Origin of the sequence: Roseovarius sp. S88 (assembly GCF_037023735.1) — a bacterium.
Lineage (GTDB): Bacteria > Pseudomonadota > Alphaproteobacteria > Rhodobacterales > Rhodobacteraceae > Roseovarius > Roseovarius phycicola.
Genome location: NZ_CP146069.1, coordinates 375,305 through 397,698, shown reverse-complemented (window position 1 = coordinate 397,698; position 22,394 = coordinate 375,305). Strand labels below are relative to the sequence as shown.

22 protein-coding genes are annotated in these 22,394 nt (G+C 56.5%); 9 read left to right on the top strand and 13 right to left on the bottom strand.

Annotation, left to right across the window (positions count from 1 at the left end; genetic code table 11):
- Positions 1-29: 29 nt before the first annotated feature.
- The 7 genes from argB to RZ517_RS01955 all read right to left on the bottom strand — a co-directional run bounded on the left by argB (position 30) and on the right by RZ517_RS01955 (position 7,330).
- Entirely contained in the window at positions 30-893 is an 864-nt protein-coding gene (gene argB, locus RZ517_RS01985) for an acetylglutamate kinase (RefSeq protein ID WP_338549823.1), read from the bottom strand.
- 62 nt (positions 894-955) lie between these two features.
- Positions 956-1,606: a ribosome biogenesis GTP-binding protein YihA/YsxC gene (yihA, locus tag RZ517_RS01980; protein WP_338549822.1), complete on the bottom strand. Its 651-nt coding sequence runs from the start codon at positions 1,604-1,606 to the stop codon at positions 956-958.
- Complete coding sequence (locus RZ517_RS01975) at positions 1,606-2,349, bottom strand: MOSC domain-containing protein (RefSeq protein ID WP_338549821.1); 744 nt, start codon at positions 2,347-2,349, stop codon at positions 1,606-1,608. Before RZ517_RS01975 ends, yihA begins: the two co-directional genes overlap by 1 nt.
- Complete coding sequence (gene yidC, locus RZ517_RS01970) at positions 2,349-4,163, bottom strand: membrane protein insertase YidC (protein WP_338549820.1); 1,815 nt, start codon at positions 4,161-4,163, stop codon at positions 2,349-2,351. Before yidC ends, RZ517_RS01975 begins: the two co-directional genes overlap by 1 nt.
- A 118-nt stretch (positions 4,164-4,281) precedes the next feature.
- Positions 4,282-5,787 carry a putative bifunctional diguanylate cyclase/phosphodiesterase gene (locus RZ517_RS01965; protein ID WP_338549819.1) on the bottom strand — a complete coding sequence of 502 codons (1,506 nt, stop codon included), beginning with the start codon at positions 5,785-5,787 and terminating at the stop codon, positions 4,282-4,284.
- Between the two features lie 55 nt (positions 5,788-5,842).
- A complete protein-coding gene (ttcA, locus tag RZ517_RS01960; RefSeq protein WP_338549818.1) occupies positions 5,843-6,712 on the bottom strand; it encodes a tRNA 2-thiocytidine(32) synthetase TtcA in 870 nt (289 codons plus the stop codon).
- 66 nt (positions 6,713-6,778) lie between these two features.
- Complete coding sequence (locus RZ517_RS01955; RefSeq protein ID WP_338549817.1) at positions 6,779-7,330, bottom strand: TlpA disulfide reductase family protein; 552 nt, start codon at positions 7,328-7,330, stop codon at positions 6,779-6,781.
- 22 nt (positions 7,331-7,352) lie between these two features.
- On the opposite strand from RZ517_RS01955, the gene argH reads away from it, so the two are divergent.
- Genes argH through RZ517_RS01930 form a run of 5 tightly spaced genes read left to right on the top strand, consistent with a single transcriptional unit; the run spans position 7,353 to position 13,248 of the window.
- Positions 7,353-8,744 (top strand): argininosuccinate lyase, encoded by a 1,392-nt coding sequence (gene argH / locus RZ517_RS01950; RefSeq protein ID WP_338549816.1) that lies wholly within the window; start codon positions 7,353-7,355, stop codon positions 8,742-8,744.
- Positions 8,741-8,998: a hypothetical protein gene (locus RZ517_RS01945; protein ID WP_338549815.1), complete on the top strand. Its 258-nt coding sequence runs from the start codon at positions 8,741-8,743 to the stop codon at positions 8,996-8,998. The genes argH and RZ517_RS01945 overlap by 4 nt, the downstream gene beginning before the upstream one ends.
- Positions 8,995-9,315: a DUF2834 domain-containing protein gene (locus RZ517_RS01940; protein WP_338549814.1), complete on the top strand. Its 321-nt coding sequence runs from the start codon at positions 8,995-8,997 to the stop codon at positions 9,313-9,315. Before RZ517_RS01945 ends, RZ517_RS01940 begins: the two co-directional genes overlap by 4 nt.
- Before the next feature lie 24 nt (positions 9,316-9,339).
- A complete protein-coding gene (gene lysA, locus RZ517_RS01935; RefSeq protein WP_338549813.1) occupies positions 9,340-10,605 on the top strand; it encodes a diaminopimelate decarboxylase in 1,266 nt (421 codons plus the stop codon).
- A gap of 36 nt (positions 10,606-10,641) precedes the next feature.
- Positions 10,642-13,248 carry a TIGR02302 family protein gene (locus RZ517_RS01930; RefSeq protein WP_338549812.1) on the top strand — a complete coding sequence of 869 codons (2,607 nt, stop codon included), beginning with the start codon at positions 10,642-10,644 and terminating at the stop codon, positions 13,246-13,248.
- Positions 13,249-13,281: 33 nt separating this feature from the next.
- Here RZ517_RS01930 and RZ517_RS01925 read toward each other — a convergent pair whose 3' ends face one another.
- A complete protein-coding gene (locus RZ517_RS01925; RefSeq protein ID WP_338549811.1) occupies positions 13,282-14,256 on the bottom strand; it encodes a zinc-ribbon domain-containing protein in 975 nt (324 codons plus the stop codon).
- A gap of 170 nt (positions 14,257-14,426) precedes the next feature.
- On the opposite strand from RZ517_RS01925, the gene RZ517_RS01920 reads away from it, so the two are divergent.
- The 4 genes from RZ517_RS01920 to RZ517_RS01905 are packed head-to-tail and all read left to right on the top strand — an operon-like array spanning position 14,427 to position 17,332.
- Positions 14,427-15,104: a cell division ATP-binding protein FtsE gene (locus RZ517_RS01920; protein WP_338549810.1), complete on the top strand. Its 678-nt coding sequence runs from the start codon at positions 14,427-14,429 to the stop codon at positions 15,102-15,104.
- Positions 15,101-16,006: a cell division protein FtsX gene (locus RZ517_RS01915; RefSeq protein ID WP_338549809.1), complete on the top strand. Its 906-nt coding sequence runs from the start codon at positions 15,101-15,103 to the stop codon at positions 16,004-16,006. The genes RZ517_RS01920 and RZ517_RS01915 overlap by 4 nt, the downstream gene beginning before the upstream one ends.
- Positions 16,003-16,743, top strand: coding sequence for a lysophospholipid acyltransferase family protein (locus tag RZ517_RS01910; protein ID WP_317056253.1), 741 nt, complete (start codon positions 16,003-16,005; stop codon positions 16,741-16,743). Before RZ517_RS01915 ends, RZ517_RS01910 begins: the two co-directional genes overlap by 4 nt.
- Entirely contained in the window at positions 16,730-17,332 is a 603-nt protein-coding gene (locus RZ517_RS01905) for a pyridoxamine 5'-phosphate oxidase family protein (RefSeq protein ID WP_338549808.1), read from the top strand. Before RZ517_RS01910 ends, RZ517_RS01905 begins: the two co-directional genes overlap by 14 nt.
- A gap of 33 nt (positions 17,333-17,365) precedes the next feature.
- On the opposite strand, the gene RZ517_RS01900 is transcribed toward RZ517_RS01905, so the two are convergent.
- From RZ517_RS01900 to odhB, 5 genes are all read right to left on the bottom strand, one after another.
- Entirely contained in the window at positions 17,366-18,217 is an 852-nt protein-coding gene (locus RZ517_RS01900) for a DUF533 domain-containing protein (protein ID WP_338549807.1), read from the bottom strand.
- 117 nt (positions 18,218-18,334) lie between these two features.
- Positions 18,335-19,723 carry a dihydrolipoyl dehydrogenase gene (lpdA, locus tag RZ517_RS01895; RefSeq protein ID WP_317056256.1) on the bottom strand — a complete coding sequence of 463 codons (1,389 nt, stop codon included), beginning with the start codon at positions 19,721-19,723 and terminating at the stop codon, positions 18,335-18,337.
- Positions 19,724-19,861: 138 nt separating this feature from the next.
- Positions 19,862-20,272 carry an MAPEG family protein gene (locus RZ517_RS01890; protein WP_338549806.1) on the bottom strand — a complete coding sequence of 137 codons (411 nt, stop codon included), beginning with the start codon at positions 20,270-20,272 and terminating at the stop codon, positions 19,862-19,864.
- 6 nt (positions 20,273-20,278) lie between these two features.
- On the bottom strand, positions 20,279-20,779 hold the full coding sequence (locus RZ517_RS01885; RefSeq protein WP_338549805.1) for a hypothetical protein: 501 nt from the start codon (positions 20,777-20,779) through the stop codon (positions 20,279-20,281).
- A gap of 100 nt (positions 20,780-20,879) precedes the next feature.
- Complete coding sequence (gene odhB, locus RZ517_RS01880; RefSeq protein ID WP_338549804.1) at positions 20,880-22,388, bottom strand: 2-oxoglutarate dehydrogenase complex dihydrolipoyllysine-residue succinyltransferase; 1,509 nt, start codon at positions 22,386-22,388, stop codon at positions 20,880-20,882.
- Between the last annotated feature and the right edge of the window lie 6 nt (positions 22,389-22,394).

The following is a 22,394-nucleotide window of genomic DNA, read 5'->3' as shown; positions in this document are numbered from 1 at the left end:
AAACGCGACCGAGCACCGCACTACGTGCGCTATCCCGAGCGGATCAACGACCCTGCGCCGTGTTCGGTGAACAATTCCAGCAAAACCGCATTTGGGGTCCGCCCATCAAGGATCACAACCGCGCGCACGCCGTAGGACAGTGCATCCAGCGCCGTTTCTGTCTTGGGGATCATACCACCTGCGATGACGCCTTCTTTGGTCAGTTCTTCAATCTGGCTTGATGACAGTTCCGTCAGGACCGCACCATCGGCCCCGCGTACGCCATCCACATCGGTCAAAAGCAAAAGCCGATCCGCCTGCAATGCTGCGGCAACGGCTCCGGCGGCGGTGTCGCCATTGATGTTAAACGTCTCTCCGTTACGCCCCGCTCCCAATGGCGCGATCACCGGAATGGTATCGTCACGGAACAAGGTATGAAGGATAGACGGGTCTACCTTATCGGGTGTGCCAACAAGCCCAAGCGCCGGATTCGTCGGCACGCAGGTGATCAGATTGGCATCCTTGCCCGACAGACCCACGGCCTTGCCGCCTTGCGCATTAATCGCTTGCACGATGCGTTTGTTGACCTGACCCGAAAGCACCATTTCGACCACTTCCATGGTGGCTTCGTCCGTCACGCGTTTGCCGCCGACAAATTCTGATTTGATGTCGAGCTTGTCCAGGAGCCGATTGATCATCGGACCGCCGCCGTGCACGATCACCGGGTTTACCCCGACCTGACGCATCAGAACAACGTCACGAGCAAAGCTTTCCATGCCTTCGTCACTGCCCATGGCATGGCCACCCAGCTTTATGACGACAATCGCATCGTCATAGCGTTGCAGATACGGAAGCGCTTCGCTCAGCGTGCGCGCGGTGGCGATGTTGTCGCGAGTCATTTCTCTTTTCTTCATCAGGCTGTCCTTCGGATGCATCCTCTAGCGCGGATGAAACCATTTTGCCAAGCAGGTTTAAGTTATTCCAAACCCGCGATAACAGCACGCAAAGTGGCGATCCCATCGCCTTTTTCCGAGGACGTAACGATGAGCTCCGGAAAAGCCGCAGGATGTTTTGACAGTTTTTCCCGGACTTGAGCCAAAACCTTATCCAATTCTTTCGATTTCAGTTTATCGGCTTTGGTCAACACACATTGGAACGTGACGGCCGCACTATCGAGCAGCGCCATGATCTCTTCATCAACGGCTTTGATGCCATGGCGGCTGTCGATCAGCACAAACGCGCGGCGCAGGGTGGCGCGGCCTGAGAGATACTGTTTCAGCAAGGCTTGCCATTTTTGCACCTTGTCGAGAGGCGCGTTGGCATAGCCGTAGCCTGGCAAGTCAACCAGATAACTTTGGCCTCCGAGATCGAAGAAGTTGATCTCTTGCGTCCGTCCGGGCGTGTTGGAGGCACGCGCGAGTGATTTGCGGCCGGTCAGCGCGTTGATCAGGCTAGATTTTCCGACATTGGACCGCCCGGCAAAACAAACCTCGGCGCGGTCTGCCGGCGGCAGGCCAGACATGGCAACCACGCCTTTGACGAAGTCAACCGGCCCCGCAAAGAGCTTTCGCCCTATCTCGGAGGTTATTTGATCAGGCGCGTCCGCGACAGGGAATGGCAAAGGCATCAAAGCACCTCAACTTTGTCGCCAACCGTAACTTCGCCAGTTTTGGTGACAACCGCGTAAACGCCAAAATTCTGATGTCCAAATGTGCCGTTGAGCGCACCCAATGTATCCGCATCCCTGACACCAGTCTCTGGGTTTGCCGCAGTGGCCAGGCAGCGTTCAATACGTTCTTCAATCTTGAACTCAGCTGCCCCGATGCGCAGGGATTTCCCGACCCAGTCGAACTCGGTCCACGCTTCTAGACCCGTCAGATGGATGTTTCCACGCCAGCGGTGCATAGAGATGTCTTGCTGTAAAACCTCTGCAACGGCATCACTAGAGGCCTGGTTGATCAGACTGAGGGTCGGATAGTTGCTATCGGTCATGCCCTGAGTTTGGCTACGAACCAGACGCACGGATTGTGCGCGGTTGGCGGGCATTAACGGACGCACCCAATTGAGAAAGATGTCGCTCTCTTGGTCCGGATCGAAGGTGATGTCTTTTAGCTGAGGGTGCGAGAGTGTGAGTTGGCCAGTGCGCTTATCCGTAATGGCCGTGATTGCCATGATCGCGGGCACTTTGGCCGCTCGTGTAAACGAAGCGCAATGCGCCCATGCAGACCCGTCTGCTTCAGACATCTCATGCGCAACAGCCCATTGCCGATCCCCGGGCATGGTCTGACCTTCGGTCAGCACGATATGATCAAGCGCTTCGCGCCCATGCGCCTTGATGGGGTGGCGCCAGAGGGCCGCCACCTTGGCCATCACTTGTCCTCCGCGTCAGGCTTTTTCTTGAAGCTTTCCATAATGTTGCCAAAGACATCCGGTTTGTAACCCTGGCTGCGCATGATCAGGTATTGCTGTGAGAAGGTGATCACGTTGTTGGCGATCCAGTAGACAACCAGCCCCGAGGCAAAGCTGCCCAGCATGAACATGAAGACCCAGGGCATCCAGGCAAAGATCATCTTTTGTGTGGGATCCGTTGGTGCCGGGTTGAGCTTTTGCTGCATCCACATCGAGATGCCGAGCAAGAGCGGTAGAATACCAATGAAGATCAGCGCCAGGATGGATCCGGGCTCAGGTCCGGTCCAGGGGAAGACACCCCAAAGGTTATAGATCGAGGAGGGATCGGGGGCCGAAAGGTCTTTGATCCAGCCAATCCAGGGCGCGTGGCGCAGCTCAAGCGTGACAAAGATCACCTTGTAGAGCGAGAAAAAGATCGGGATCTGCAACAGGATCGGCAGACAGCCCGAGGCCGGATTCACCTTTTCCTTCTTGTAAAGCGCCATCATCTCTTGCTGCAGCTTCTGACGATCATCCCCGGTGCGTTCCTTGATCTTCTCCATTTCGGGCTGAAGCTCTTTCATCTTCGCCATGGAGACATAGGATTTATAGGCCAAAGGCAGCAGCACGAGTTTGATGATGAATGTGAGCGCGATGATGGCCCAGCCCATGTTGCCAATGAGCACATTGAGCCAGTGCAGCACCGCAAAGATCGGCTTGGTCAGGAAAAAGAACCAGCCCCAGTCAATGGAATCGAGAAATTTTCCGACACCCTCGTTGTTCTGGTAGTTGCGGATTGTGTCCCATTCCTTGGCCCCGGCAAAAAGACGCGTGGTTACGGCCATGTCTTGCCCAGGCTCAAGCGTCGTGGTGCGTTGTTTGACGTTGGTTTGGTAGATATTCCGCGATGCGTCCTGAAAGGTACTGAATTGCGCGCCTTCGGCTTCTCCGGGAATGAGTGCGGTCATCCAGTAGTGATCGGTGAACCCGGTCCAGCCACTTTCGGTTAGTGTGACATCTTCCTGAGCGCCGAAAGGTTCGAAATCGTCATAGTCTGTCTCGACCAGTTCACCATCTGCGATGCTGATCGCTCCTTCGTGCAGAATGAAGAAATTTTTCAGATCAGTAGGTTCACCATGGCGTGCGAGGATACCGTAAGGTGCGATGGTTGCTGCGGCACTTCCAGTGTTCTGGACGGACTGCGTGACAGTAAACATTGACTTGTCGTCAACCTGCATTTCGCGTCGAAAGGTCAATCCGGCGCCATTGTTCCAAGTGAGCACCAGTGGCGTTTCCGGCGTGAGAGTTTCACCCGAGGCAACCTGCCAGATCGTGTTGGCACCCGGCACTTGGTCTGCACTCAGCCCACTTCCCGGAGCCCAGCCAAACAGAGCGTAATAAGCGTGATCGCTGCCTATAGGCGACAGCAAAGTCACAATAGGCGCATCCGGCTCAAGTGTTTCGCGGTATCTCTTGAGAAGCAGGTCATCAATCCGACCACCACGCAATGACACGGATCCTTTCAAGGTGGGTGTGTCGATGTCCACGCGTGGGGCTTCGGGCGCGTCCTCAGTGACGTCTTGAGCAGTGGCCGTTTCGCTGGTTTCGCCCGTCCCGGCAGATTGCGGCACGAGTGCTGTATCTCCTGCAGGCGCAGTTTCACCAGAGGTGGTTTCCCCGTTTGCAGTGTCAGTAGGCTCCGGCGGTTCGGGCGGTGGGAAAAGAGCGAACCAAATGACAATCACAAACAGGCTGAGGCCCGTCGCAAGCAGAAGATTCTTATTCTGTTCATCCATCGCAGATGACCACCCAATCGTTGTTTGTCACCCCGGGGGTTCAACAGAGTGCGACGGCAAAGGTCAAGGGGTATGCGCAGATTCCTTGCCCTTTGATGGGTGTCATAATGCTGCGCCCTCAGGCACGACCGATTTTCGGAGGTGTTTGAACCCGAGCCAGATGGTCTTCGATCCAGGCAAACGTATCGCAAAGTGGCATTGGACGGCCCAGTCCAAACCCTTGCACATATTGGCATCCTAGCTGAGCCAACATTGTGTGCTCACCTGCTGTTTCGACACCTTCGGCCAAGGTTTCCAGATTGAGCTGTTCGGCCATGAGCTGAATAGCGTTGACCATGCGCTGTTGTTCAGAGTCGCAATCCACTTTGGTCACAAAGGATCTATCAATTTTCAAGCGTTTAACCGCAAATCGTCGGATTGACGCAATGGAAGTGTGACCTGTCCCGAAATCATCGAGATCAATGTAGCACCCCAGTTCCGCCATGCGCCGAATATTGCGTGTCACGGTGTCATCCGGCGAAGAAGAAACGACTGTTTCCAGTACTTCGATCGCAAGGCGTTTGGCCTCAATACCGAACGTATCGAGTTCAAACTGGACGCGATCCACAAGGTTTGGATCACGCAGCTCTTCTTGCGAAAAGTTCACGCCGACCTGCGCGATGCCCAAACCCATTTGGTCCCATTGTTGCAGCGCTTGCAACGCGTCGCGGAGGATTTTGGCGCCCAATACTTGCGTTTTTCCCATATTTTGCAGAGCTGGGAGGAAGTCACATGGGGGAATTATACCGCGTGTGGGGTGCTCCCACCGTGCCAGCGCTTCAAAACCACGCACTTCTCCTGTGTCCGTTGAAATCTGCGGTTGGAACCAGGCGCGAATTTCCCCGTTTTCAAGTGCGCGCAGAATTTCCAGGTGGTTGTCCTGGGTGTTGGTCACGAAATACTGCAGCTCAGGGCTATATGCGCGAATGGCTGCGGGACCGTGACGGCGCGCATCCAAAAGAGCGACACCTGCCGCCTCGGTCAAATCGCTGCCACGGTGTCCCTGAACAAACGTGTCGAGGCAGAGGCCAATTGAGATTGAGATATAGACGAAAGTCGACTCAAGAGAGAGAGGGGCGTCCAGAGCGTTTTGCAAGCGTTTTGCCATTTCCAGAGCATCGTCAGTTCCCAGCTTTCGCACTGGGCCAAGGACAACACCGAACTGACCATTGGCAAGCGCAACAACTTTGTCTTCTTGGCGCAGATGATCCTTTAGCTTTTCCGCCACTGCTTTTTGCAAACGATCTGCCCCTGTTTGGCCATGGCGATCCAAAACAGTGTCGAAATCATCGATTTCGATGATCATGCAAGCTGTTCTCCGCAATTGCCGGCGCGCAGCCAGTAGTGTGTCGTGAACAGAAGTCTCAAATGTATCTGGATAGACATCGATATTCACCTTTTGTTCTAAATGCTTCAACCCTACAACCAGTAAGGGGAGCGAAACGGCGAATACGAGCAAGACTGTTTGCCCGCCCAGCCATGCGGCAATGAGCGCAATAGGCGGCAAAGTCAAAAGCACATGCTTGTCGGACAATAGCGACAAAACTACAGCTCTAAAATTGAAATCCGGTTCGCTGGACTGCATCTGCTTTCTTCCTGTCCACACGAATGGACATTAAAAGCTACGTCTCAACGTGCACTTAACGCAGGCGCGGGAGAACATCTTCATTTGGATCAAATTTTAACTGGTCCCGCTCCAGGTTTGCAAAATCAAAAAGCTTGGGATCCAGCAAATGCGAAGGGCGCGCATTCATCAGAGCGCGAAACATCACCTGGCGACGTCCGGGGCTTCGCGATTCCCAGCCATCCAGGATTTGTTTGACCTGCTGACGTTGTAAACCATCCTGCGACCCGCACAAATCACAGGGAATGATCGGATAATGCATCGCCTTTGCAAAGCGCTCACAATCTTCTTCGGCCACGTGCGCCAATGGGCGATAGACAAAAAGATCGCCCTCTTCATTCACAAGCTTGGGCGGCATCGTGGCAAGCCGCCCCCCGTGGAACAGGTTCATGAAAAAGGTCTCAAGGATGTCATCGCGATGATGACCGAGCACCACGGCAGAACAGCTTTCCTCACGCGCAATCCGATAAAGATGCCCACGACGTAGGCGTGAGCACAGGGCACAGTATGTCCGGCCCTGTGGCACCTTGTCGACAACCACGGAATAGGTGTCCTGATATTCGATGCGATGTGGGACACTCATATCTTCGAGGAATTTAGGCAGAACCGTCGCTGGAAATCCCGGCTGACCCTGATCAAGATTGCAGGCCAAAATGTCCACGGGCAAAAGGCCCCGCCATTTCAGCTCGTAGAGAATGGCCAGAAGTGTGTAGCTGTCTTTGCCACCCGAGAGGCACACAAGCCAGCGCGCATCCTTTTCCACCATGCCATACGCCTCAATCGCCTCACGCGCATTGCGTACAAGCCGTTTGCGCAGCTTGCGGAACTCGGTGGTCTTGGGCGCACCGGAAAAGAGCGGGTGGATATCGTCGGCCTCATCGAGCATGGCGAGGCTTTAGCCAGAAACGGGCGTTGAAACAAGCAGCAAGCGCGTAGATTTGCTAACGGCGCTTTAGCCGTCAATCATCGCGCGGATGATATTTTTGGCACTGTCCGAGTTCCACGCTGCATCCCCCTGCAACCGCGCGACCTCTTGTCCGTTGCGATCCAGAAGGATCGTGACGGGCAAGCCAAAAACACCCATTTCGCGCGAAAGACCCATGCGTGGATCAGCATGAAGCGGCAGGTTCTCGACACCGATCTCGCCAAAGAACTGCACCATTGCTTGAGGCGCGTTGCGTCCCATGGCAATGGTGACAACCTCAAAGTCGTCGCCACCCAGTTCTGTTTGAAGATCCGACAACATCGGCATTTCGTGACGGCATGGTGCGCACCATACGGCCCAGAAATTCACTGCCGTGACTTTGCCTTTAAAATCTTTGAGAGACATTTGCCCGCCATCTTCGGCATTGAATGGCGTGTCGGACACGTTCAATGGCTCTGAATGCACCACCAGCTTTTTCATATCCCCTTCGCGCAGGTCCGCAATTTGCGAAGAATCCGCAAGCGCGGCGTTTGCACCGAACGCTAGGGCCATATAAAGGACCAAAGACTTTACTTTCATAGGGCCTCCGAGGGGCTGGGACATGACAAAAAAGACCTCAAACCAGATGTGGGGCGGCCGCTTTGCCGCCGGGCCGGACGCGATCATGGAGGCAATTAATGCCTCAATCGGGTTCGACAAGCGGTTGGCAGCCCAGGATATCGAAGGCTCAAGGGCCCATGCCGCCATGTTGGCGAGCACCGGCATACTGACTGATAAGGATGCAGAGGCCATTCGGGAAGGCCTGCTCACGGTGTTGTCAGAGATTGAAAGCGGAGATTTCCAGTTCTCAACCGCGTTGGAAGACATTCACATGAATGTCGAGGCGCGTTTGAAAGAGATCATTGGTGAGCCTGCAGGTCGATTGCACACAGGGCGCAGCCGCAACGATCAGGTCGCCACAGATTTCAAACTCTGGGTGCGGGATCAGTTTGACGCTTTTGAAACCGGACTTATCACGCTGATCGAGGCGTTCCTGGAACAGGCCGAGGCCGGCGCGGACTGGGTGATGCCGGGCTTTACCCATTTGCAGACGGCGCAACCCGTGACATGGGGCCACCACATGATGGCCTATGTCGAGATGTTTGGCCGGGATCTGAGCCGAGTGCGCGATGCACGGGCGCGGATGAACGAAAGCCCTCTTGGCGCAGCGGCGCTGGCCGGCACGTCTTTTCCGATAGACCGCAACATGACGGCTAAGGACTTGGGATTTGATCGGCCCTCGGCCAATAGCCTTGACGCAGTGAGTGACAGGGATTTTGCACTGGAGTTTCTTGGTGCAGCCAGCATTTGCGCGATGCATCTCAGCCGCATGGCCGAGGAGCTGGTGATCTGGTCCTCAGCACAGTTCCGGTTTGTTGCCCTGTCTGATCGCTTCTCCACCGGATCCTCGATCATGCCGCAGAAGAAAAATCCGGATGCCGCAGAGCTTATTCGCGCCAAGATTGGTCGGATTTTTGGAGCCAACGTGGCTCTTATGACGGTGATGAAGGGCCTGCCGCTGACCTACTCAAAAGATATGCAGGAAGACAAGGAGCAGGTCTTTGACGCCGCTGACAATTTGATGCTGGCACTAGCGGCCATGAATGGCATGGTTCGCGACATGACGGCAAATCGCGAGAGCCTGGAAGCCGCGGCTGGATCAGGCTTTTCAACCGCGACGGACCTAGCCGATTGGCTTGTGCGCGTTCTGGGCCTGCCCTTCCGCGAGGCGCATCACATCACCGGCACTTTGGTGGCCATGGCCGAAGGTAACGGGTGTGACCTGCCTGAGTTGAGCCTGGCCGACATGCAATCGGTGCATGGAGAAATCAACGAAACGGTCTATGATGTGCTGGGTGTTCACAACTCCGTGGCCTCGCGCATGAGCTACGGCGGCACGGCGCCGGTTCGTGTACGCGAGCAAATCGCAAGTTGGAAGGAGGCACTGAAATGAGAGTATGGATTGCTTTTGCGGGCCTTCTGGCGATCACGGCCTGCGGTGTGGACGGAGAACCAATTCCCCCCGGTCGGGAGGAAGCACCGCCGGAGACTGAGGCCGAAACGGATGACACCGTGTCCCAGAACACGCCTCAGACGACTACCTCGACCTCAGTCGTGTTGTCTGGTGGATCAAGCGGCGTGGGCGCGGGCGTCGCCACAACGCTCAATCGTGGCAATGTTAGTGTAACACTGGGAACCTTCTTTTGAGATATCTCTTTCTGGCGCTGGCCATCTGGGGGGCGATCCACCCGATGGCCTATTTCCTGCAATGGTTTAACGAAAACGGCTATGATATCATGGCCATGGTCGATGCCTGGCACGTCAATGCCGCCACAAGCGGGCTTGTCTGGGATCTCACGATTGCCGCGGTTGCGCTGACCTTTTGGGTCATTTGGGAAAGCGGCAAGAGGCGCGATTGGCTTGGATTTCTGGCTATTCCGGCAACATTTTGTATCGGTGTCAGTTGCGGATTGCCGCTCTATCTGTTTTTGAGAATGCGGCAAGGCGATACGCCGGGCAACTGAGTATTCAAGTCAAGAAGAAGCGTCATGGACCACTTTCTCTACAAAGACGGCGCTTTGCATGCCGAGGATGTGCCAGTGGCGGACATCGCCGCCGAGGTGGGCACGCCCTTCTACTGCTATTCTACGGCCACACTGACCCGGCATTTTCGACTGTTTGACGAGGCATTGGACGGCATTCCCCATTTGGTTTGCTATGCCATGAAAGCCGCAAGCAATCAGGCAATTCTGAAAACGCTAGCACAAGCAGGTGCTGGTATGGACGTCGTGTCCGGCGGCGAATACCTGCGGGCCAAAGCGGCGGGTGTGCCCGGAAATCGCATTGTATTTTCCGGTGTGGGCAAAACCCGTGATGAGATGCGTGTGGCTTTGGAAGGCGGCATTCGGCAGTTCAATGTTGAGAGTGAGCCTGAAATGCAGGCTTTGAGCGAGGTGGCCAGCTCTTTTGGGTTCGAAGCTCCGATCACTGTGCGGGTGAACCCGGATGTAGATGCCAAAACCCATGCCAAAATTGCCACAGGCAAAAGCGAGAACAAATTTGGTATTCCCATTGCGCGTGCGCGCGAGGTCTATGCCGAGGCCGCGCGTTTGCCGGGTCTCAAAGTCATCGGCATTGACGTGCATATTGGCAGCCAATTGACCGAGTTGGAGCCATTTCGCCTTGCCTACCAGAAAGTGGCCGAGCTGACCGAAGTTCTGCGCGCCGATGGGCACGAGATCACGCGTCTGGATTTAGGAGGTGGGCTCGGCATTCCTTACACACGGTCTAACGAAGCCCCACCGTTGCCCGTTGAATACGGTGAACTGATTAAAGAAACAGTAGGGCATTTGGACTGTGAGATAGAAATAGAGCCCGGTCGGCTTGTGGCAGGCAATGCCGGGATCCTTGTCACCAAGGTCATCTATGTCAAATCCGGTGAAGGGCGCGATTTCCTGATTCTGGACGGGGCAATGAATGATTTGATCCGCCCAGCGATGTACGAGGCCTATCACGACATCATTCCGGTCACAGAGCCTCGTCCAGGTGTCGAACAGGCAAAATACGATATCGTCGGCCCGGTTTGCGAATCTGGTGACACATTTGCCAAGGAACGCCTTATGCCGCCTGTGTCAGAAGGGGATTTGGTGGCGTTTCGCAGTGCCGGAGCTTACGGCGCCGTTATGGCCAGTGAGTACAATACGCGGCCTCTTGTGCCCGAAGTTCTGGTGCATGAGCATCAATTTGCCGTCATCCGACCCCGTCCAACCTTTGACGAGATGATAAATCGCGATACCATCCCAGAATGGCTGTAGCGTAATCTTTGCGCTGCAGCGAAAAGGGAAAGGCATATGTCACAAGGGCAGACGCGTCTGACACCTGTACTGAAACGCCTGCGCAGACCGCTTTCATTGACTTGGGCGGGGCTGATCGCAGAGCGTGTTGTGCATGCCTTCTGGCCTTTGTGGAGCATCGTAATTGCCGTGGCAGCAGCTCTTATGCTTGGGCTGCACGAATTGGCGCAAGTCGAAGCGGTTTGGATCATTGGAACGCTTGCGGCAATGGGCGCATTTTATTTCGCATTCAAAGGCGCAATGCGGTTTCTTTGGCCAAACCGACAAGAAGCCATCGACCGCATGGACGCCGCCCTTCCCGGGCATCCTCTGGCTGCGCTTTCGGATCAACAAGCCATCGGTGAAGGCGATGCAGGTTCAGAACAGCTCTGGCGCGCGCATTTGCGGCGGATGGAAGACCGGGCGGCAACCGCAAAAGCAGTTGAACCTGATCTCAAGCTCTCGCGACGCGATCCATTTGGTCTGCGTTACGTGGCGCTTCTTGGTCTCGTGGTGGCAATGCTCTTTGGTTCGGTTTGGCGCGCGGGCACGGTGACGCAACTGGGTGTCGGCGCGGTGCCGCAGGTGACCAGTGGCCCCACTTGGGAGGGCTGGATCGAACCACCTGCCTACACAAACCTACCCAGCCTTTACCTGAATGATCAGGAAGACAGCATTCGCGTGCCCCAAGGCAGTCGCGTCACCATCCGGCTTTATACAGATGTGGGCGACTTTAGCGTTGCTGAGACGGTATCCGGTCGGACAGAAGACCTCGGCGCGGCCACTGATACGGAACAGGAGTTTGTGATCAACTCCGACGGCACTTTGCGCATTGATGGTCCCGGCGGCAAAGAGTGGACCGTCACCGCGATCCCGGATGCGTCCCCCAATGTGGCCGCGAACCCTGCCGATCTTGAGGTCACTTTTGATGGTCAGATGAGTCAGGCCTTTGAGGCTCGTGACGACTATGGCGTGGAAGGCGGCAAAGCGACATTCACGCTTGATTTGGCTGCAGTTGACCGTCGGCATGGCCTAACTACAGAACCTGATCCCAGAGAGCCGATTGTGCTTGATCTGCCGATGCCCATCACCGGGGGGCGGGATGAGTTCTCAGAAGCACTGATCGAGAACCTGTCAGAGCATCCATGGGCGCATCTTCCGGTAACATTGAAGCTGGAAGTCAGTGATGCGGCGGATCAAACCGGGGCCAGCGAAGCCTTGTTGATGGACTTGCCCGCGCGGCGTTTCTTTGACCCGCTCGCCGCGTCGGTCATAGAACAACGCCGGGATTTGTTATGGGCCAAGAGCAATGCAAAGCGCGTGGTGCAAATGCTGCGTGCGGTCTCACATGTACCAGAAGACGGGCTGTTTCGGTCAGATACCGCTTACTTGCGCATGCGCGTGATCCTGCGACGGCTTGATACGCTGGTGCGGCATGACGGTTTGACGGACGAAACGCAGGCCGAGATTGCCGAGGCGCTGTGGGATCTCGCAATTTTACTCGAAGATGGCGACATTGGGGATGCCCTTGAAAGGATGCGCGCGGCTCAGGAACGTCTGAGCGAAGCCATGCGCAACGGGGCGAGCGAGGAGGAAATCGCGCGGCTGATGCAGGAATTGCGCGATGCCACGCAAGACTACTTGCGCCAGCGGACCCAACAGGCCCAGCGCGAAGGCGAACAGGGCGGCCAACAGCAGCAAGCGGAAAATATGCAGACGCTGGATCAGCAGGATCTGCAAGAGATGATGGACCGGATCCAGGAATTGATGGAGCAAGGTCGCTTCGCAGAGGCCCAGCAGGCCTTGGAAGAGTTCCAGCAGATGATGGAAAACCTTCAGGTCACGCAAGGCCAGGGACAGAATGGCGAAAGCCCCGGTCAACAAGCCATGGAAGGTCTGGCCGAGACGCTTCGCAATCAGCAAGGGTTGACCGATGAAGCCTTCCGGGACTTGCAGGAGCAGTTCAATCCAGGCGCGCAAGCTGGTGAATCCGAAGGCAACGAAGGCCGCAATGGAGGTCAAGGGCAAGGTCAGAGCCATGAAGGTACTCAAGGCCAGGGCGAGGGTCAGGAACCGGGATCTGGTCAGGGCGGCGACAGTCAGACAGCGGAAGGACAACAAGGCGGCGGTCTTGCAGAAAGCCTTGCAGACCGTCAACGGGCCCTGAGACAGGAATTGCAGCGCCAGCAGGATGGATTGCCCAACTTGGGCGGAGAGACCGGCGATGCAGCACGCGACTCCCTTGATCGTGCAGGTCGCGCGATGGATGGCGCAGAAGACGCGTTGCGCGGCGATGATCTGGCAGAGGCTATTGACCGGCAGGCGGAAGCCATGGAAGCGCTGCGCGATGGCATGCGCAATCTCGGCGAAGCCATGGCTGAGAACAACGAGGGCCAGCCGGGCCAGGGTCAGGCGCAAAGCGAGAGCCTGGGTCAATTCGGCGAACGCGATCCTCTTGGCCGCTCCCAACGCGGGTTGGCTGGTGATCAGGGTGAATTCACAGCACGCGACGACATCTATCGCCGTGCAGGTGAGCTTTTGGATGAGATTCGCCGCAGATCAGGGGAAACAAGGCGGCCCGAGATCGAGTTGGATTATCTGCGCAGGTTGCTGGACCGCTTCTAAGAAATGAGCGGTTCGAACGGTTGAATGTCAGCGCTACTGGTCTGACAAAGACGACGCAAAATTTGTAATCACACCATCAAGCCCAGACCGCCATCCATCAACCATGTTCTGATATTGCATCAGGGGTTCAGAAAGAGCAGGCACTGCTTCGGCGAGCTTTGGGGCAAAGATGTAAACCAACAACCCAATCAAAGCCAAAATGACTGCGAGACGAAATCCTGTGCGGAACCCGCTTTTGCGTGCCGCCACTGGGACTGGCTGATCTGAGATCGCAGAGCTGGCCTCACCGGCGTTTTCCGGACCCAATGACGAATTGATTTCATCAATATCCGGAAGAAGGTTTCGGCGCGACGCCTGATCATCAAGGGCGGAGTCGACGTCAATCTCTTCCGTCTCGCCTTCTATGGCGGGTTCAGCGACATCATCTCCGCGCAAACGCGCCATTCGGCTTCGCGCCTCTTCCGAGCGTTGCTGTGCAGCGCTGTCCTGAGCGTCAAGGCCAAGCTCTTGTTGGGTTTCCAGGCCACCTTGCTGATCAGAAGCGCGTGCGCTGGTTTCCAATTCGGCTTCTTCACGCAGAACTTCGGCGACCGATGGATCGAGCTGTCGCGGGAACACTGCGCTCGGGGGCTGAGGCTCTTCCACAGGCTCTTCATCCGCGTTGTCGTCAGCGTAGTCTTCCTCGAAGTCTTCCGCCGCCTCGCCATGCGCTTCGACCATGCGGTCAACGTCGGAAACGCTCTCTTCGGCGTCATCGTCTTGTGCATCTTGGTTGCTTACATCTTTGGGTTCATCAGCAACCGAAGCCTGCGCCTCAGACGCATCTTCCTCGGCATCTTCAACCCAATCCGCTGCGACGTCTTCTTCTTCAGGCTCGGGTTGGTGATCCGGGTGATGCTGAAACCACGTGTTGCCGCAATCCGAGCATTGCACATCGCGCCCCGACGTCGGAATGACCTCGTCAGGAACTTCGTATTGTGCCCCGCAATTCGGGCAAATTAGCCGCATAAGTCCACCCTTTGCATGGCGCTACGGCACGGCCCGTGCGCGTCTTGGAATTGCTCAAACCATAGGGGTAAAAGCCGCACTGTAAAAGAGGCAAAGGTTTGACCCTCGTGATCGTTGCACAACTGTGTCTCGTGAGGCATGTAGGAACAAACGAAGTGAGGGCGCGGGTTTTGATCGAATTGGACAGTGTGGCCTATAGCTATGGCGGCGGTGAATTGCTGAGTGATATCTCACTCAAGCTTCAGCCCGGATCGTTCCATTTCCTGACCGGGCCATCGGGATCTGGTAAAACAACTCTGCTAAAATTGTGTTACGGCGCGTTGTTTCCAACAGCGGGGCACGTGACCCTTTTTGGCCAGGACGTGCACGCAATGGAACGTGATGACATCGCCAAGGCGCGGCGCAGAATTGGTGTTGTGCACCAGGATTGCCAATTTCTCGATCACATGAATGTCTCGGACAACATCGCGCTGCCCTTGTTGGTATCAGGTCGTGATATTCTCAGCCAATCCGCCAATTTGAGTGAATTGATGAACTGGGTTGGATTGAAAAGCCGGGCAAGCGCGTTACCACCAGAACTGTCCGGCGGGGAACGGCAGCGTGCTGCGTTGGCACGGGCGGTGATCATGTCGCCCGATGCCATTCTGGCCGACGAACCGACGGGCAATGTTGACTGGGACATGTCGCAACGTCTGTTGCGCCTGCTCATCGAACTGAACCGGATGGGCAAGACCATCATGGTGGCCACCCATGACCTGGCCTTGATCCGAGCGGCCAAAAGCCACGTACAGGCTCGTGTTCTGCGTATCTCCAATCAGCGGCTGCAACTGGCGGGTGCGGATCTATGAAATTTGACGTCTCGAAAGTCGCAGAACTGATTGCAGGTGACACCCAAGCCGACCGGGTTGTTCCACCTACAGGTTACACCGCGTCGCTCACTTTGTTCAGTGCAGCCGCCATGGCGTTTCTCGCAGTGTTTACAGTGGCGCTCTCCATGGCCACTGGCCGTTTGGCTGATCGTTGGGGCTCTGAACTGGCGCAAAGCTCTACCATTCGCATCTCAGCACCCGAAGGACAGATGCAGGCGCAGACCGCCGCGGCGCTTCGTGTTCTGGATACGACAAGTGGCGTCGCCTCGGCCCGTGCGCTTGATGAAGCGGAGCAGCGGGCGTTGCTTGAACCATGGTTTGGCCCTGATCTACCTGTAGAAACTCTACCCATACCGCAACTCATCGAAGTCATCGAAGATGGCGATGGTTTTGATGCCGAAGGCCTGCGCCTGCGTCTTGCCGCGGAAGTGCCCGGCGCGGTTCTTGATGACCACACACGTTGGCGGCGTCCTTTGGTAGATGCGGCATCGCGTTTGCGCACGCTGGGGCTGGTCTCGCTCATTCTGATTGCAGGCACAACAGCGGCCATGATCACGTTGGCCGCCAATGCCGCACTGGCGGCAAACACACAAGTTATCTCCGTGCTTCGTCTTGTGGGCGCGCAAGACAGCTATATCGCGCGCGCATTTGTGCGGCGCTTTACCCTGCGTGCGCTTTTTGGCGCGGCAGTCGGCGTTCTGCTTGGTGGATTGGCTGTTTTCCTTTTGCCTGCGGCACAAGAAGAAGGTGGGTTTCTGACAGGCTTAGGCTTTCACGGATGGCAGTGGATTTGGTTGATCGTCATCCCACCATTGGCCGCTGCGGTGTCCTTTGTCGCAACGCGGACCGCGGCGCGTAAGACCTTGAAGGACCTGTCATGAGAGACGCAATTCAATGGCTGCGGTCCCTCATCTTCGTCGGACAGATTTACTTCATGATGCTCCCTTTGGGCATTCTCTTCTTTCCCTGGGCGCTGTTGGACCGGCGCGGGGCCAACGCTGGCTGCAAAGCCTGGTGTCACTGGGTGACATGGACGGCGCGCTGGATGGTGGGGTTGCGGACGGAAGTGCGCGGCACGCCGCCCACAGACGAAGTTCTGGTGGTGGCCAAGCATCAATCGTTCCTTGACATCATCCTCATCTTTGCTGCCGTTCCGGCCGGCAAGTTCATAATGAAACGAGAGCTGATGTATGCGCCTATCTTGGGGCAGTACGGTCTCAGGCTGGGCTGCGTGCCGGTCGATCGTGGCAAACGCAGTCAGGCCATCAAGAAAATGGTCGATGATGTAGCCAAAGGGCGTCAGGCCCCTGGGCAATTGATCATCTACCCCCAAGGCACACGCATCGCCCCGGGTGTCAAAGCGCCCTACAAGATCGGGTCAGGCATTCTCTATGAAGAAACTGGGCAGGACTGTGTGCCGGTGGCGACCAATGTGGGCGTCTTCTGGCCACGCAAGGGCATCATGCGCAAGCCTGGACTGGCCGTGGTTGAGTTCCTGCCGCGCATTCCTGCGGGTAAGGAGAAAGAAACATTCATGTCCGAGCTAGAGGAGGTGATCGAAACCAACTCGAACCGGCTGATGCGCGAAGCGGGGTTTGATCCGGATGGAGTATCTTGAGGACATTGCGTCACTAGAGGCGCGTTATGGCACACCCGGGGCGCCATCTTTGCGCAAGGTGGCGCATAGGCTGACACCGCTTTATCGCAAATGGATCATGACCTCGCGGTTTTGCGTGCTCAGTACCGTTGGTCCAAACGGCACGGACGGCAGCCCACGTGGTGACGATGGGCCGGTTGTCACCGAACTGGATGAACATACCCTCGCTATGCCCGACTGGCGTGGGAACAACCGTTTGGATTCGTTACGCAATATTGTCGAAGACGGGCGGGTGTCGCTGATGTTCATGATTCCGAGATCAAACACCATTGTGCGGCTGAACGGAGACGCGCGGCTAACCGCTGATCCCGATATGCGCTCCCGGTTTGAACGCAAAGGCCGTCAGCCTGCGACGGTGATCGTGATTAAGATCGGTGAGATTTATGCGCAATGCGCCCGCGCCCCGATGCGCGCCGGGATCTGGTCGCGGGATGATAGCGAGGGGCTTCCGACGGTTGGAGAGATCTTGGCCCAGGCGTCTGATGGAGAGGAAGGCGGCGCAGACTACGATGCAGCGTGGAGTGCGCGGGCGGCCAAGACGATGTGGTGACCCCGCGCAAGGGCGAGGTCACAAGTCTGGCCGTTACTCTGCGGGCTGCCCCTGAGCAGAGCCAACCACGTCATGCAGGATTGCCTGCACCTGTTCGCCGGACATCCGCATGGCTTTGGCCAGTTTGCCGACAAACTGTTGCTCGCTGTCGGCCAACCGACCATCGGCAGCCACAACCATCAAAACACCGCGCATCATGACATCGAACTCGGGCCCAGTGCGACCTTTCACAAGGCGCTTGAAATCCTTGTCCGAGGGTTTGCTTTCAGCCAGATCGGCCATTTTGGCGACTTGCTGAGGATCAAAGTTTTCGCCGGTCATCCGCTCTGCCGCTTCGGCAATGGCTGCAATCTCTGAGGCATCGATATGCCCGTCCGCCTTGGCTGCATGACACATGGCATCCAGGATCGCGACAGCGGCGGGGGAGGCTTCTCCCATCATGCCCTGACGTTCCTGGCGGCGTTTGCGGGCGTTCAGCGCGCCGTACCCAGCAAAGGCCAGAGCGCCCGCCACAAAGAGCCAGCCTATGTGGCCCGTAATGAGGTCTGAGGTGGACAGTTTAGGCTCATTGGGTATCGCCGCATCAATCATGCCAGCTTCTTTAGCTTCGGCGATATCTTCGACTGACATTGGATAGTAGGCGGTAGTGTCGCACTTGTTCTCGGCCAACGCATATGTCTCTACGCTTCGGAAGAGGTTAATTCCAAAAGCCGAGCGTTCATTCACCAGTAGACACAAGGAATAGGGTACGCCCTCTTCGATAATCTTGGTCTCTGCAACAAACAGCAACTCCTGGTGCTCGGACCCACCACGCCGGGCCTCTGCCGGTTCGGGAAGGGCCACAAGAAAGGTCGTGGCCAAAAGGGCCAGCATTGAACTACGCATCGAAAAAGAACTCCTAACCAAATTTCGATGTGCAGTCAGACCTTTGTTTATGGCCAAAGAATGACGGAATTTCCCTCTAAATCAGGCTGTTGTAGGAAAATCTCACGATTCAACAAATCAGGCGTGGATCGGTCCATCCCCACAGGCCAGGGCCGCCTCGCGCACAGCCTCAGAATAAGTGGGGTGCGCGTGGCAGGTCAGGGCAAGGTCTTCTGCGGATGCACCGAATTCCATCGCGACACAGACCTCGTGGATCAAATCCCCTGCTGCAGGGCCGATGATATGCGCGCCAAGAATGCGATCCGTTTCCTTGTCTGCCAGAAGTTTCACGAACCCGTCGCCCGCAAACACCGCCTTGGCGCGACCGTTGCCCATGAAGGAAAATTTGCCGACTTTGTAGGCGCGGCCTTCTTCCTTCAATTGATCTTCGGTCAAACCAACGCTTGCGACCTCGGGATGTGTGTAGATCACGCCGGGGATCACGCCATAATTTACATGGCCATGCTTGCCTGAGATGACCTCTGCGGCGGCCATGCCTTCATCTTCGGCTTTGTGAGCCAGCATAGGGCCATCGATTGCGTCACCGATGGCATAGATCCCTGCCACGTTGGTGCGCCATTGGGCGTCGGTCTTGATCTGACCGCGCTCACTCATTTCGACACCCAGCGCTTCAAGGCCCAGACCGTCAGTATAGGGGCGGCGGCCGGTGGCAACGAGAACGACATCAGCATCAAGAGACGCCTCACTATCATCTTTGCGCAGTTTGTAGGTGACTTTGGCCTTTGTCTTGGTCGCAGAAACACCTTGCACGGCGGCTCCCATGATAAAGGTAAGCCCCTGCTTTTTCAGCATTCTTTGGAAAGTCTTCTGCACCTCGCCGTCCATGCCGGGAGTGATGTGATCCAGGAACTCCACGACCGTAACCTCGGTGCCAAGCCGGGCATAGACCGATCCCAACTCAAGCCCGATCACACCTGCACCGATCACGACCATCTTTTTGGGGATCTTTGGCAACTCCAGCGCACCGGTGGAGGTCACAACGATCTTCTCATCTACTTCGACACCCGGCAGACTGGATGCCTCTGATCCACTGGCGATGATAATGTTCTTGGCCTCGTGCACCTCGTCGCCGACCTTGACCTTGCCCGCTTCGGGTATCGATCCCCAGCCTTTGATCCAGTCTATCTTGTTCTTTTTGAATAAAAATTCGATGCCTTTGGTGTTCTGGCCGATGACGTCATTCTTGTAGGTCAGCATCTGCTTCCAGTCGACTGACGGCGCTTTGCCTTTGAGGCCCATGGTTGCGAAATTGTGCTCGGCCTCATGCAACATATGGCTGGCATGCAGGAGGGCCTTGGATGGTATGCAGCCGACGTTCAGGCACGTGCCGCCCAGCGTCTCGCGCCCCTCGACACAGGCGGTTTTCAGGCCCAGCTGCGCACAGCGAATGGCTGCGACATAGCCGCCGGGGCCGGAACCGATGATGATGACGTCATAGGATGCCATGGTTGTTCTCCTTGGAATTTTCGACGTCGGTATCACGTCGGTATTGTGTCGGTATCACGTCGGTGTTTTTACGCGATCCTGCCGGGCGGAGGGCCAAGCGTAAAGGTCGGATTTGGGTATTTTCGACAAGAAAGAAGCTCATAGAAGGGCGCTCAGCAGCATCAGCGCGGTCGCACCAAAGCCCACCATCCAGATAAGCGACCGCCACGGCCGTAGGCCGAGATAGTAGGCCGGAACATAGAAGATGCGCGCGATCAGGTAGGTCCAGGCGCAGGCGGCAGTGAAGCCGGTGGATTGGTTCGACAGGGTGATCACGACGCAGGCGATGGTGAAGAGGATCAGACCCTCGAAATGGTTGTTCAGGGCGCGGTAAAGACGCGCGATTTTTTCGCTGAGTTGGTCTTCAAGAGTGCCGCCCAACTTTGAGCGGTCGCGGGGGGAAGTTGTCTTGCCCGGGCCAAGTTCGAGGTTGGCGGGGACGGACATCAGGACGAATTGGAGAACCTGCAGAAGAGCGGCGAGGGTAAGGACGGTGAGTTCAGGGGTCATAGTGTGTCAGGTTTGCCCAAGTTCGAAATGTTCAAGCAAGCTGAACGCGGTGCTAATCTGATCGTCCACAAACAATGTTTGATCCTTGTCTGAAATCACTTCTTTCAAAGCATAAAACTCTGTTTCGCTTTTGATTTTTCCACGTTCTACAGCCTTTCTTGCTTTGGACTTGTAGTCGGTGCAGTCCAGCAGAAAATCGTTTCCAGTTTCTTCTTTATAGCGCGCTAGAAGGTTCTGTGCTATTGCACCTAGTTTGGCGTGCATGACAAGGGCTGGTGCAGAGTCCATCAGACCTTGTTCGAGACCAGCTAACAGTTGGCTCGGCGGGTTTTTCCCATCATCGAATTGAGCAATTAATGAGGCACTTGTAGGTAGATCGTCAATAATCTGATCAGGTGCGCCATCTGCCTTAAGAAGGTGACCCTGAAATTCCCGAGCTATTTCCCAGCATTTGGCGAGACGTGAGTACTCATCTCGAATTTCTGATTTGGTTCTTCGTTTAGCCATCTCACTTGCCTCGGATGGGTCGAGTTTTGGCGGGGTGAAACCCCGCTTTACGAAGTATTCGAGCGGCGGTGTAGGGTGGGGTTCAACCCAACCTGTCCCGTCACAAATCCATTAACAGCCTTCTTGGATCCTCAAGCGCGTCTTTCACGCGCACGAGGAACGTCACCGCGCCTTTGCCGTCGACGATCCGGTGGTCGTAGCTGAGGGCCAGATACATCATCGGACGCGCGACGATTTCGCCGTTCACAACCATCGGGCGTTGCTGAATTTTGTGCATGCCGAGGATGCCGGATTGCGGCGGGTTGAGGATCGGAGAGCTCATCAGCGAGCCATAGACACCGCCATTGGAGATGGTGAAGGTGCCGCCCTGCATTTCGGCCATAGAGAGCTTGCCGTCGCGGGCGCGAGCGCCTTTTTCGGCGATAGCTTTCTCAATCGCGGCAAAGCTCATTTGATCAGCATCTCGGATCACGGGCACAACAAGGCCTGTGGGTGTACCTGCCGCGATGCCCATATGGACGAAATTCTTATAGACGATGTCGGTGCCGTCGATCTCTGCGTTCACTTCCGGCACTTCTTTCAGCGCGTGGCAGCAGGCTTTGGTAAAGAAAGACATGAAGCCCAGTTTCACGCCGTGCTTTTTGAGGAACTCGTCTTTGTATTCTGAGCGCAGGGCCATGACCTCGGTCATGTCCACCTCGTTGTAGGTGGTCAGCATCGCGGCAGTGTTCTGGCTGTCTTTGAGGCGTTTGGCGATCGTCTGGCGCAGGCGGGTCATCTTCACGCGCTCTTCGCGAGAGGCATCATCGGCGGAGACAGGCGCGCGCGGGGCTGCAACAGGTTCGGATGACACTGCCGGCGCAGCGGTGGCCGCAGCCGCAGCGCGGGCGACGTCATCTTTCATCACGCGACCATCGCGGCCAGAGCCCTGGACCTGTTCAGACGAAAGCCCGGCCTCGGCCATGGCTTTCTTGGCCGAAGGCGCGTCTTCCACATCCTTGCCTGTGGCCGCTGCGGGGGCCGGGGCCGTCTCAGCCGCGGCAGGCGCAGAGGCTGCCGCTCCACCGCTGCCAGACATTACGGCAAGCTTGCCACCGGCCTCGACCGTGTCACCCTCTTTGGCGAGGATTTCAGTCAATGTGCCCGAGGCGGGTGCAGGCACCTCAACCGAAACTTTGTCGGTTTCCAACTCGCAGAGCATTTCATCGGCGCTCACTGCGTCGCCCACCGCTTTGAACCAGGTGGATACAGTGGCTTCGGTTACGGATTCACCCAATGTCGGCACCATGACATCAACACTGTCGCCTCTGCTTGATGCCGCTGGAGCTGTTGCCGGAGCAGGCGCGGCCACGGGGGTATCGCCCGCACTGGCACCTTCGTTGATGGTGGCAAGAAGGGCGTCGACCCCAACGGTTTCCCCCTCTTTTGCAACAATCTCGGCCATTGTGCCGGAGGCGGGGGCGGGCACCTCAACGGTGACCTTGTCGGTTTCCAACTCACAGAGCATTTCATCGGCAGCTACAGCATCGCCGGGTTTCTTGAACCACGTGGCAACTGTGGCCTCGGTGACGGATTCGCCCAGGGTGGGTACGCGGACTTCGGTGGTCATTGGGTG

Coding starts and splice junctions, on each gene's coding strand:
- RZ517_RS01925 (WP_338549811.1), bottom strand. CDS start 14,256: ATGCGGCTAATTTGCCCGAATTGCGGGGCACAATACGAAGTTCCTGAC.
- yidC (WP_338549820.1), bottom strand. CDS start 4,163: ATGGATGAACAGAATAAGAATCTTCTGCTTGCGACGGGCCTCAGCCTG.
- RZ517_RS01955 (WP_338549817.1), bottom strand. CDS start 7,330: ATGAAAGTAAAGTCTTTGGTCCTTTATATGGCCCTAGCGTTCGGTGCA.
- argB (WP_338549823.1), bottom strand. CDS start 893: ATGAAGAAAAGAGAAATGACTCGCGACAACATCGCCACCGCGCGCACG.
- RZ517_RS01965 (WP_338549819.1), bottom strand. CDS start 5,787: ATGCAGTCCAGCGAACCGGATTTCAATTTTAGAGCTGTAGTTTTGTCG.
- RZ517_RS01915 (WP_338549809.1), top strand. CDS start 15,101: ATGAAATTTGACGTCTCGAAAGTCGCAGAACTGATTGCAGGTGACACC.
- RZ517_RS01975 (WP_338549821.1), bottom strand. CDS start 2,349: ATGGCCAAGGTGGCGGCCCTCTGGCGCCACCCCATCAAGGCGCATGGG.
- odhB (WP_338549804.1), bottom strand. CDS start 22,388: ATGACCACCGAAGTCCGCGTACCCACCCTGGGCGAATCCGTCACCGAG.
- lysA (WP_338549813.1), top strand. CDS start 9,340: ATGGACCACTTTCTCTACAAAGACGGCGCTTTGCATGCCGAGGATGTG.
- RZ517_RS01885 (WP_338549805.1), bottom strand. CDS start 20,779: ATGGCTAAACGAAGAACCAAATCAGAAATTCGAGATGAGTACTCACGT.
- RZ517_RS01890 (WP_338549806.1), bottom strand. CDS start 20,272: ATGACCCCTGAACTCACCGTCCTTACCCTCGCCGCTCTTCTGCAGGTT.
- RZ517_RS01900 (WP_338549807.1), bottom strand. CDS start 18,217: ATGCGTAGTTCAATGCTGGCCCTTTTGGCCACGACCTTTCTTGTGGCC.
- ttcA (WP_338549818.1), bottom strand. CDS start 6,712: ATGCTCGATGAGGCCGACGATATCCACCCGCTCTTTTCCGGTGCGCCC.
- RZ517_RS01945 (WP_338549815.1), top strand. CDS start 8,741: ATGAGAGTATGGATTGCTTTTGCGGGCCTTCTGGCGATCACGGCCTGC.
- lpdA (WP_317056256.1), bottom strand. CDS start 19,723: ATGGCATCCTATGACGTCATCATCATCGGTTCCGGCCCCGGCGGCTAT.
- argH (WP_338549816.1), top strand. CDS start 7,353: ATGACAAAAAAGACCTCAAACCAGATGTGGGGCGGCCGCTTTGCCGCC.
- RZ517_RS01910 (WP_317056253.1), top strand. CDS start 16,003: ATGAGAGACGCAATTCAATGGCTGCGGTCCCTCATCTTCGTCGGACAG.
- yihA (WP_338549822.1), bottom strand. CDS start 1,606: ATGCCTTTGCCATTCCCTGTCGCGGACGCGCCTGATCAAATAACCTCC.
- RZ517_RS01905 (WP_338549808.1), top strand. CDS start 16,730: ATGGAGTATCTTGAGGACATTGCGTCACTAGAGGCGCGTTATGGCACA.
- RZ517_RS01930 (WP_338549812.1), top strand. CDS start 10,642: ATGTCACAAGGGCAGACGCGTCTGACACCTGTACTGAAACGCCTGCGC.